The organism is Nonomuraea cypriaca, from assembly GCF_015645445.1.
GTDB lineage: Bacteria > Actinomycetota > Actinomycetes > Streptosporangiales > Streptosporangiaceae > Nonomuraea > Nonomuraea cypriaca.
Map to the genome: position 1 here is coordinate 1 of NZ_JADOGI010000292.1, position 11338 is coordinate 11338.

The 11338-nt window shown below is 66.0% G+C and carries 10 protein-coding genes; all 10 read left to right on the plus strand.

Annotated elements, in window-relative coordinates:
- A partial coding sequence (locus ITP53_RS49185) for a DNA-directed RNA polymerase subunit beta (RefSeq protein WP_195902382.1) occupies positions 1–240 on the plus strand: 240 nt, incomplete at its 5' end.
- A 16-nt stretch (positions 241–256) separates the two neighbouring features.
- Positions 257–4132 (plus strand): DNA-directed RNA polymerase subunit beta', encoded by a 3876-nt coding sequence (locus tag ITP53_RS49190; protein ID WP_195902383.1) that lies wholly within the window; start codon positions 257–259, stop codon positions 4130–4132.
- Positions 4133–4776: 644 nt separating this feature from the next.
- Positions 4777–5151: a 30S ribosomal protein S12 gene (gene rpsL / locus ITP53_RS49195; protein ID WP_049572713.1), complete on the plus strand. Its 375-nt coding sequence runs from the start codon at positions 4777–4779 to the stop codon at positions 5149–5151.
- A gap of 2 nt (positions 5152–5153) precedes the next feature.
- Complete coding sequence (rpsG, locus tag ITP53_RS49200) at positions 5154–5624, plus strand: 30S ribosomal protein S7 (RefSeq protein WP_043623423.1); 471 nt, start codon at positions 5154–5156, stop codon at positions 5622–5624.
- Between the two features lie 90 nt (positions 5625–5714).
- A complete protein-coding gene (fusA, locus tag ITP53_RS49205) occupies positions 5715–7763 on the plus strand; it encodes an elongation factor G (protein WP_236052039.1) in 2049 nt (682 codons plus the stop codon).
- 150 nt (positions 7764–7913) lie between these two features.
- Complete coding sequence (tuf, locus tag ITP53_RS49210) at positions 7914–9107, plus strand: elongation factor Tu (RefSeq protein WP_195902385.1); 1194 nt, start codon at positions 7914–7916, stop codon at positions 9105–9107.
- A gap of 291 nt (positions 9108–9398) precedes the next feature.
- Positions 9399–9707: a 30S ribosomal protein S10 gene (gene rpsJ / locus ITP53_RS49215; protein ID WP_012887830.1), complete on the plus strand. Its 309-nt coding sequence runs from the start codon at positions 9399–9401 to the stop codon at positions 9705–9707.
- Positions 9708–9721: 14 nt separating this feature from the next.
- Positions 9722–10375: a 50S ribosomal protein L3 gene (rplC, locus tag ITP53_RS49220; protein ID WP_195902386.1), complete on the plus strand. Its 654-nt coding sequence runs from the start codon at positions 9722–9724 to the stop codon at positions 10373–10375.
- Positions 10372–11016, plus strand: coding sequence for a 50S ribosomal protein L4 (gene rplD, locus ITP53_RS49225; RefSeq protein WP_195902387.1), 645 nt, complete (start codon positions 10372–10374; stop codon positions 11014–11016). Before rplC ends, rplD begins: the two co-directional genes overlap by 4 nt.
- The gene (gene rplW / locus ITP53_RS49230; protein ID WP_207757524.1) at positions 11016–11318 is read left to right on the plus strand and encodes a 50S ribosomal protein L23; all 303 of its coding nucleotides are present in this window, start codon (positions 11016–11018) and stop codon (positions 11316–11318) included. The genes rplD and rplW overlap by 1 nt, the downstream gene beginning before the upstream one ends.
- Positions 11319–11338 lie beyond the last annotated feature (20 nt).

Genomic DNA, 11338 nt, shown 5'->3' on the forward strand with positions numbered 1-11338 from the left:
GGACGTGTGAAGGTCTACGAGGCCATCGTCAAGGGCGAGAACATCCCCGAGCCGGGAATTCCCGAATCCTTCAAGGTGCTCATCAAGGAGATGCAGTCGCTGTGCCTCAACGTCGAGGTGCTGTCCAGCGACGGCATGTCGATCGAGATGCGCGACACCGACGAGGACGTCTTCCGCGCCGCGGAGGAGCTCGGTATCGACCTGTCCCGGCGTGAGCCGAGCAGCGTGGAAGAAGTCTGAGGGGGAGATCGCACACATGCTAGACGTCAACTTCTTCGACGAGCTCAGGATCGGTCTTGCAACCGCCGACGACATCCGTCAGTGGTCGCACGGCGAGGTCAAGAAGCCGGAGACCATCAACTACCGGACTCTCAAGCCGGAAAAGGACGGGCTCTTCTGCGAGAAGATCTTCGGTCCGACCCGCGACTGGGAGTGCTACTGCGGCAAGTACAAGCGCGTCCGGTTCAAGGGCATCATCTGTGAGCGCTGCGGCGTCGAGGTCACTCGCGCCAAGGTGCGTCGCGAGCGGATGGGCCACATCGAGCTGGCCGCGCCTGTCACGCACATCTGGTACTTCAAGGGCGTCCCGTCGCGCCTCGGCTACCTGCTCGACCTGGCCCCGAAGGACCTGGAGAAGGTCATCTACTTCGCGGCGTACATGATCACGCAGGTCGACACCGAGATGCGTGAGCGTGACCTGCCCTCGCTGGAGGCGAAGATCTCCGTCGAGCGGCAGCACATCGAGCAGCGCCGCGACGCCGACGTCGAGGCCAGGCAGAAGAAGCTCGAGTCCGACCTGGGCGAGCTTGAGGCCGCGGGCGCCAAGGGCGACCAGCGCCGCAAGGTCCGTGAGGGCGCCGAGCGCGAGATGCGCCAGCTGCGCGACCGGGCCCAGCGTGAGCTGGACCGGCTCGACGAGGTCTGGAGCCGCTTCAAGAACCTCAAGGTCCAGGACCTCGAGGGCGACGAGCTGCTCTACCGCGAGATGCGTGACCGCTTCGGCCGCTACTTCAAGGGCGGCATGGGCGCGCAGGCGATCCAGGACCGCCTGATCAGCTTCGACCTCGACGTCGAGTCGGAGAACCTGCGCGAGACCATCCGCAGTGGCAAGGGCCAGAAGAAGGCCCGCGCGCTCAAGCGGCTCAAGGTCGTGTCGGCGTTCCTCAACACCACCAACTCGCCGCGCGGCATGGTGCTCGACTGCATCCCGGTCATCCCGCCGGACCTGCGCCCGATGGTGCAGCTGGACGGTGGCCGGTTCGCGACTTCCGACCTCAACGACCTCTACCGCCGGGTCATCAACCGGAACAACCGCCTCAAGCGTCTGCTCGACCTCGGCGCGCCCGAGATCATCGTGAACAACGAGAAGCGGATGCTGCAGGAGGCCGTCGACGCGCTGTTCGACAACGGCCGTCGCGGTCGCCCGGTCACCGGTCCAGGCAACCGGCCGCTGAAGTCCCTCAGCGACATGCTGAAGGGCAAGCAGGGCCGCTTCCGCCAGAACCTGCTGGGCAAGCGAGTCGACTACTCCGGCCGTTCGGTCATCGTCGTCGGCCCGCAGCTCAAGCTGCACCAGTGCGGTCTGCCCAAGCAGATGGCGCTGGAGCTGTTCAAGCCGTTCGTGATGAAGAGGCTCGTGGACCTCAACCACGCCCAGAACATCAAGTCGGCCAAGCGGATGGTCGAGCGCGCCCGCCCCGTGGTGTGGGACGTGCTCGAAGAGGTCATCACCGAGCACCCGGTGCTGCTCAACCGCGCTCCGACGCTCCACCGTCTGGGTATCCAGGCGTTCGAGCCGCAGCTGGTCGAGGGCAAGGCCATCCAGATCCACCCGCTCGTCTGCACCGCGTTCAACGCGGACTTCGACGGCGACCAGATGGCCGTGCACCTGCCGCTGTCGGCTGAGGCCCAGGCCGAGGCACGCATCCTGATGCTCTCGACCAACAACATCCTCAAGCCGGCCGACGGCAAGCCCGTGACGATGCCCACCCAGGACATGGTCATCGGCCTCTACTGGCTGACCACCCAGAAGGACGGCGCGGTGGGTGAGGGCCGCGTGTTCGGCTCGATCGCCGAGGCGCAGATGGCCTTCGACCGTCGTGAGCTGGACATTCAGGCGAAGATCCAGATCCGGCTGAAGGACGTTCTGCCGCCGCGTGAGTGGGTCGCGCCCGAGGGCTGGGAGCAGGGCGACCCGATCAGGCTGGAGACGACGTTCGGGCGGTGCCTGTTCAACCAGACGCTGCCCGAGAGCTACCCGTTCGTCGACTTCCAGGTCGGCAAGAAGCAGCTGTCCACGATCGTGAACGAGCTGGCGGAGACCTACCCCAAGATCGAGGTCGCCGCTTCGCTCGACGCGCTCAAGGACGCCGGCTTCCGCTGGGCGACCCGCTCCGGCGTCACGATCTCGATCGACGACGTCGTCGCGCCGCCCAACAAGCAGGACATCATGGAGAACTACGAGCGCCGCGCCGACAAGGTGCAGCGCGAGTACGAGCGCGGTCTGATCACCGACGAGGAGCGCCGTCAGGAGCTCATCGAGATCTGGACCCACGCCACGGCCGACGTCGAGACCGACATGGTCAACGCCTTCCCGGCGACCAACCCGGTCTGGATGATGGTCAACTCCGGCGCCCGCGGTAACAAGATGCAGGTCCGGCAGATCGCCGGCATCCGCGGTCTGGTGTCCAACACCAAGGGTGAAACGATCCCGCGGCCGATCAAGGCCTCGTTCCGCGAGGGCCTGTCGGTGCTGGAGTACTTCATCTCCACCCACGGACAGCGGAAGGGTCTGGCCGACACCGCCCTGCGTACCGCCGACTCGGGTTACCTGACCCGTCGTCTGGTGGACGTGGCGCAGGACGTCATCGTGCGCGAGATCGACTGCGGCACCGACCGCGCGGTCCCGCTGCACGTGGCCGACAGGGACCCGGCCGGCAACCTGGTCAAGGCGGAGAACGCCGAGTCCAACGTGCACGGGCGCATCCTGGCCGAGGACGTCGAGGTCGACGGCAAGATCATCGCTCCGGCGGGTGTCGACATCAACGACAACCACGTCACCGCGCTGGTCGAGGCCGGGGTCGAGACCGTACGCACCCGCAGCGCGCTCGTCTGCGAGGCCAAGATCGGCGTCTGCGCGACCTGCTACGGCCGCTCGCTGGCGACCGGCAAGCTGGTGGACGTCGGCGAGGCGGTCGGCATCATCGCCGCCCAGTCGATCGGTGAGCCTGGCACGCAGCTGACCATGCGTACGTTCCACACCGGTGGTGTGGCCGGCGCCGACATCACCCACGGTCTGCCCCGTGTCACGGAGCTCTTCGAGGCGCGCATCCCCAAGGGTGTCGCCCCGATCTCCGAGGCCGAGGGCCGGGCTCGCATCGACGAGACCGACAAGACCAGGAAGGTCGTGATCACCCCCGACGACGGGTCGGAGGAGGTCGCGTACCCGGTGTCGATGCGTTCGCGCCTGCTCGTGCAGGACGGCCAGCGCATCACGGTCGGCCAGCAGCTGGTGGCCGGTGCGGTCAACCCCAACGAGGTGCTGCGCATCCTCGGCCCGCGGGCCGTGCAGCTGCACCTGGTGGCGGAGGTCCAGCAGGTCTACCGCTCGCAGGGTGTGTCGATCCACGACAAGCACATCGAGATTATCGTTCGGCAGATGCTCAAGCGCGTCAACGTGCTGGAGTCCGGTGACACCGATCTGCTGCCCGGTGAGCTCGTGGAGCGTCCGCGCTTCGAGCAGATGAACCGCGAGACGGTGGCGGAGAGCGGCTCGCCGGCCGCCGGCCGTCCGGTGCTCATGGGCATCACGAAGGCGTCGCTCGCGACCGAGTCGTGGCTGTCGGCCGCGTCCTTCCAGGAGACGACCAGGGTGCTGACGGACGCGGCGATCCACGCCAAGTCCGACTCGCTGCTGGGCCTGAAGGAGAACGTCATCATCGGTAAGCTCATCCCGGCCGGTACCGGCATGCCGCAGTACCGCAACATCCGGGTGGAGCCGACCGAGGAGGCCAAGGCGGCGATGTACACCGTCGGCGGCTACGACGGCTCCGCCGCGGACTACACCTTCGGCACCGGTAGCGGCGAGGCGGTTCCTCTCGAGGAATACGACTTCGGCCAGTACAACAGGTGATTTCTTAGTCATCTTCAGGTGACGCGCCCGGGCCTCGATCAAGAGGCCCGGGCGCGTCGCGTTCAACCCGCCTGTTCGCGCCGCACGGTTCCGAGCCCCCTTTCTTCCTTTACGGCGGCGCCGTGGCGGCGCCAGACGCCGTACCGGGCCGAGGGCATTCCAGGGAGACGGCCTCTGACCCTGCGCGGGGCTGGGCGCCGTTACGGCGCTCTGTGGGCCGTGTTCCCAGGCCGGACGGGCACCGGCACGCGGCCGCCGTGCGGGGTTCGCGGTCCTGGCCACGGAAGGGTGCTGGGGCCTATATCATGTCGGTGGAGCTGTAGATGGGCTGGATGAAATAGGTCCCTGGCGATCCGGAGTGGCAAGGCTTGCCCGCCTTGTCGCGCCGTTTTGACGTGTCGCAGGGGCCTAGGTACTCTTGAGCATCGTGCCCGTCTCTATGCGGGCTCTCGACTGTGCGCTCATTACGGGCGCGGGACGGCTTCCTGGCTCGTAATCCTCGCGGATGTGTCTGTGTAAGTGGCGACACGCCCGAGCGCGGGGGCGCCGAGACAGGGAAAGACCAGCAGGTCATGACACCGGCAGAACCTGCGAAATGCACGACAACTGACGTAACACCGGCCAAGGCACGAAACGGAGTGGCAGTGCCCACTATTCAGCAGTTGGTCCGTAAGGGCCGGCAGGACAAGGTCTCCAAGACCAAGACTCCTGCCCTCAAGGGGAGTCCGCAGCGGCGCGGCGTGTGCCAGCGCGTTTACACGACGACTCCGAAGAAGCCCAACTCGGCACTGCGCAAGGTGGCCCGCGTTCGGCTCACGAACGGCATCGAGGTCACGGCCTACATCCCCGGTGTGGGTCACAACCTGCAGGAGCACTCCATCGTGCTCGTGCGTGGCGGTCGTGTGAAGGACCTGCCTGGTGTTCGCTACAAGATCATCCGCGGCTCGCTGGACACCCAGGGTGTCCGCAACCGCAAGCAGGCCCGTAGCCGTTACGGCGCGAAGAGGGAGAAGAGCTAACAATGCCTCGTAAGGGTTCTCCTGGCCGTCGTCAGCTCATGTCTGACCCGGTCTACAGCTCGCCGCTGGTGACCGCTCTGATCAACAAGGTGCTTCTGGACGGCAAGCGCTCCATCGCGCAGTCGATCGTCTACGGCGCCCTCGAGGGCTGCAGGGAAAAGACGGGCAACGACCCGGTCGTCACCCTGAAGCGCGCGCTCGACAACGTCAAGCCGACCCTCGAGGTTCGCAGCCGTCGTGTCGGTGGCGCGACCTACCAGGTGCCTGTCGAGGTGCGCGCCGCGCGCAGCACCACCCTGGCCCTGCGCTGGCTGGTGCAGTACTCCCGCGCCCGCCGCGAGAAGACCATGACCGAGCGCCTCATGAACGAGCTCCTCGACGCCAGCAACGGCCTTGGGGCGAGCGTCAAGAAGCGCGAGGACACCCACAAGATGGCCGAGTCCAACAAGGCCTTCGCCCACTACCGCTGGTAACCCCGGCGGGTTCGACGAGACGACGAGGACGCGAGAGAAGTGGCCACCACGACCGCTCTTGACCTGGCCAAGGTCCGAAACATCGGGATCATGGCCCATATCGACGCGGGCAAGACCACCACGACCGAGCGCATCCTGTTCTACACCGGCATCAACTACAAGATCGGTGAAGTCCACGAGGGCGCTGCCACGATGGACTGGATGGAGCAGGAGCAGGAGCGCGGCATCACGATCACGTCTGCCGCGACGACCTGTGAGTGGCTCGGTCACACCATCAACATCATCGACACCCCGGGTCACGTCGACTTCACCATCGAGGTGGAGCGTTCGCTCCGCGTCCTCGACGGTGCCGTCGCCGTGTTCGACGGCGTCGCGGGTGTCGAGCCGCAGTCAGAGACGGTGTGGCGCCAGGCCGACCGCTACAACGTCCCGCGCATTTGCTTCGTGAACAAGATGGACCGGGTCGGCGCGGAGTTCCACCGTTGCGTCGACATGATGATCACCCGCCTGGGTGCCATCCCGGCCGTCGTTCAGCTGCCATGGGGTGTCGAGTCTGGATTCAGGGGCGTTATCGACCTGGTGAAGATGAAGGGCCTGGTCTGGAGCGAGGAGGCGGCCAAGGGCGAGATGTACGACACCGTCGACATCCCGGCCGACCACGCCGACGCCGCTCGCGAGTGGCGCGACAAGTTGGTCGAGACCGTCGCCGAGAACGACGACGAGCTGATGGAGCTCTTCCTCGAGGGCAACGAGCCCACCGAGGAGCAGTTGGTCGCGGGCATTCGCCGCGCCACCGTCGCGGGCGCCATCAACCCCGTCCTCACCGGCACCGCGTTCAAGAACAAGGGCGTGCAGCCCCTGCTCGACGCCATCGTCGCCTACCTCCCCGCGCCGACCGACATCCCCGCTTTCAAGGGCCACGCGGTCGGCAACGAGGACAAGATCGTCGAGCGTCACGCGGACCCGTCCGAGCCGTTCGCCGCACTGGCATTCAAGATCATGAGCGACCAGCACCTGGGTCGTCTCACCTACATCCGCATCTACTCGGGCACGCTCGAGACCGGCACGGGAGTCATCAACTCCGTGAAGGGCAAGAAGGAGCGGATCGGCAAGATCTACCAGATGCACGCGAACAAGCGTGAGGAGCGCCCGGCGGCGTACGCCGGCCAGATCGTCGCGGTCATGGGTCTCAAGGACACCACGACCGGTGACACGCTGTCCGACCCGTCGAACCAGGTCGTGCTCGAGTCGATGACGTTCCCGGCTCCGGTCATCAACGTCGCCATCGAGCCCAAGACCAAGGGCGACCAGGAGAAGCTGTCGACCGCGATCCAGCGGCTGGCCGAGGAGGACCCGTCCTTCCAGGTCCGCCGTGACGAGGAGACCGGTCAGACGGTCATCTGGGGCATGGGCGAGCTTCACCTGGAGATCCTCGTCGACCGGATGCGTCGCGAGTTCAAGGTCGAGGCCAACGTCGGCCGTCCCCAGGTCGCCTACCGCGAGACCATCCGCCGCAAGGTGGAGAAGATCGACTACACCCACAAGAAGCAGACCGGTGGTTCCGGCCAGTTCGCGCGGGTGATCATCAACCTCGAGCCGCTCGGCGAAGGCAACGACGGCTACGAGTTCGAGAACAAGGTCACGGGTGGCCGTGTCCCGAGGGAGTACATCCCCTCGGTCGACGCGGGCGCTCAGGAGGCCGCCGAGTTCGGCGTGCTGGCCGGTTACCCGATGGTCGGCGTGAAGGTTACGCTGACCGACGGCGCGGCCCACGACGTGGACTCCTCCGAAATGGCCTTCAAGATCGCCGGCTCGATGGCCTTCAAGGAGGCCGCGCGCAAGGCGGACGCCGTACTCCTCGAGCCGATGATGGCCGTTGAGGTCACCACGCCCGAGGACTACATGGGTGATGTCATCGGTGACCTCAACGGTCGCCGCGGGCAGATCCAGGCGATGGACGAGCGGGCCGGCGCCCGTGTCATCCAGGCGCTCGTGCCGCTGTCTGAGATGTTCGGCTACGTGGGTGACCTGCGTAGCAAGACGCAGGGGCGCGCGAGCTACAGCATGCAGTTCGACTCCTACTCGGAGGTGCCCCCGGGCATCGCCAAGGAGATCGTCGCGAAGGCCCGGGGCGAATAGTTCCGGTCCGGTCCCCTCGCGGGACCGGGCCAGGACTTCTGTCCTGGTCCCTGGTGGGGTGGTGGAGGCCACCTCACCGCCAAGGGGTTCGGGAGTTCCCGGGCCCGAGTGTGTAGACGAAAGTCAGTCAGATTCTCAAGGAGAGAACCAGTGGGCAAGGCCAAGTTCGAGCGGAACAAGCCGCACATGAACATCGGCACCATTGGGCACATCGACCACGGCAAGACCACGCTGACCGCGGCGATCACCAAGGTGCTCCACGACCGTTACCCCGAGCTCAACGCGGCTACGCCGTTCGACAAGATCGACAAGGCGCCGGAGGAGAAGGCTCGTGGCATCACGATCTCCATCGCGCACGTCGAGTACCAGACCGAGAAGCGTCACTACGCTCACGTGGACTGCCCCGGTCACGCCGACTACGTGAAGAACATGATCACCGGTGCCGCCCAGATGGACGGCGCCATCCTGGTGGTCGCCGCGACTGACGGCCCGATGCCGCAGACGAAGGAGCACGTCCTCCTGGCCCGCCAGGTCGGCGTTCCCTACATCGTCGTGGCGCTCAACAAGGCCGACATGGTCGACGACGAGGAGATCCTGGAGCTCGTCGAGCTCGAGGTTCGCGAGCTCCTGTCCGCTCAGGAGTTCCCCGGCGACGACCTGCCTGTCATCCGCGTCTCCGCGCTCAAGGCTCTTGAGGGCGACCAGAAGTGGGCCGACAGCATCGTCGAGCTGATGAACGCCGTGGACGAGAGCGTTCCCGAGCCGCCGCGTGAGACGGAGAAGCCGTTCCTCATGCCGGTCGAGGACGTCTTCTCGATCACCGGTCGCGGCACCGTCGTCACCGGCCGTATCGAGCGCGGTGTCGTCAAGGTCAACGAGCAGGTCGACATCATCGGCATCAAGCCGGAGAAGACGACCACGACCGTCACCAGCATCGAGATGTTCAACAAGATGCTCGACACGGGCGAGGCCGGCGACAACGCCGCCCTGCTGCTCCGCGGCATCAAGCGCGACGAAGTCGAGCGCGGCCAGTGCATCATCAAGCCGGGCACGACCACCCCGCACACCGAGTTCACCGGCCAGGTCTACATCCTGTCCAAGGACGAGGGCGGCCGCCACACGCCGTTCTTCAACAACTACCGGCCGCAGTTCTACTTCCGTACGACTGACGTGACCGGTGTTGTGAACCTGCCCGAGGGCACCGAGATGGTCATGCCGGGCGACAACACCGAAATGCGCGTTGAGCTGATTCAGCCCATCGCCATGGAGGAAGGCCTCAAGTTCGCGATCCGTGAGGGTGGCCGCACCGTCGGCGCCGGTCGGGTCACGAAGATCATCAAGTAGCTAGACCGCTGGGGCGGCGGTCGGCCCCGGCACTCGGGACCGGCCGCCGTACCACGTACTCAGGGGAAATCCGCGATGAGCGGGTTTTCCTTGGGACAGGCTCCACGCATAGCGCCGTGATCCAGCAGTAGCTTCGGCCGTGTGACCGAAGTCACTGCCGGATCACGGAAGAGAAAGGCAGCTCCACCGCGTCTGCCTCGTGGGGTTACGCAGGCTCCGGCCTGCACAGACATGGCGGCAAAAGGCCGCACGATACTTTTTCAGACGACAGCGAAGGACACCGAGGCCACTATGGCGGGACAGAAGATCCGCATCCGGCTTAAGGCCTATGACCACGAGGTCATCGACAGCTCGGCCAAGAAGATAGTCGAGACGGTGACGCGGACTGGCGCGAAGGTCGCGGGCCCGGTGCCGCTGCCGACCGAGAAGAACGTGTACTGCGTCATCCGCTCGCCGCACAAGTACAAGGACAGCCGCGAGCACTTCGAGATGCGCACGCACAAGCGGCTGATTGACATCATCGACCCGACCCCCAAGACGGTTGACTCGCTCATGCGGCTCGACCTCCCCGCGGGTGTCGACATTTCGATCAAGCTCTGAGGGAACGCACTGACATGGCTAAGACGATCAAGGGCGTCCTGGGCAAGAAGCTCGGCATGACCCAGGTCTTCGACGCGGACAACCGGATGGTGCCGGTCACCGTGGTCGAGGCCGGTCCGTGCGTGGTGACCCGCGTCCGCACCACCGACAAGGACGGCTACTCCGCCATCCAGCTCGGGTTCGGGCAGGTCGACCCACGGAAGGTCAACAAGCCGCTCGGCGACTACCTGCGTAAGCACGACATCACCCCGCGCCGTTACTTCGCGGAGATCCGCACCGACGACGCGAACGACTACACCCTGGGCCAGGAGCTGCTGGCCGACACCTTCGAGGCCGGCCAGTTCGTCGACGTGACGGGCAAGAGCAAGGGCAAGGGCTTCGCGGGCGTCATGAAGCGGCACGGCTTCAAGGGTCTGGGCGCGTCGCACGGCACGCAGCGTAAGCACCGTTCGCCGGGTTCCATCGGTGGCTGCGCCACCCCGGGCCGCGTATTCAAGGGCGTACGCATGGCTGGCCGGATGGGTAACGTCCGCACCACTGTGCAGAGCCTCAAGGTTCATTCCGTGGACGCCGAGAACGGTCTCATCCTGATCAAGGGTGCGATTCCCGGCGCCAACGGCAGCCTGGTCCTCGTTCGCACCGCTGCCAAGAAGGAGGCTGCGAAGTGACAAGCATCGACGTCCTCGACGCCAGCGGTGCCAAGGCCGGCACGGTTGACCTGCCCGAAGGCATCTTCGGCGCCAAGGTCAACGTTCCGCTGATCCACCAGGTGGTCGTGGCCCAGCTCGCCGCTCGCCGGCAGGGCACCCACAAGGCCAAGACCCGTGGTGAGGTCTCCGGTGGCGGCAAGAAGCCGTACCGGCAGAAGGGCACCGGTCGCGCCCGTCAGGGCTCGACCCGCGCGCCGCAGTTCACCGGCGGTGGCGTCGTCCACGGTCCGGTTCCGCGTGACTACGCGCAGCGGACGCCCAAGAAGATGAAGGCGGCCGCCCTGCGCGGCGCCCTCTCCGACCGGGCGGGCGGCGGTCGCGTCCACGTGGTCAGCTCGCTGGTTTCCGGGGAGACCCCGAAGACCAAGGCGGCCCTGGAGGCCCTGCGCAAGATCACTCAGGCTCCGCGCGTGCTCCTCGTCGTCGACGAGGGGGACGAGGTGACGTGGCTGAGCCTGCGTAACGCTCCCGAGGTCCACCTGCTGGACGCCGGGCAGCTCAACACCTACGACGTGCTCGTGCACGACGACGTGGTCTTCACCCAGGAGGCGTACGACCAGGTCGTGGCGCGGCTGAGTGGCGGGAAGGAAGACGCCTGATGGAGAAGATCGCCGACCCGCGCGACGTCATCATCAAGCCGGTCGTCTCTGAGAAGAGCTACGGCCTGATCGACGAGAACAACAAGTACACGTTCCTGGTGAAGAAGACCGCGAACAAGACTCAGGTCAAGATCGCCGTTGAGCAGATCTTCGGGGTCAGGGTCACCAGCGTGAACACGATCAACCGGCAGGGCAAGCGCAAGCGGACCCGTACCGGTTTCGGCAAGCGTCCCGACACCAAGCGCGCCATCGTGAGCCTGGTGGAGGGCGATCGGATCGACATCTTCGGTCAGATCAGCTAGCCCCGCGGGGGGCTCTGCCC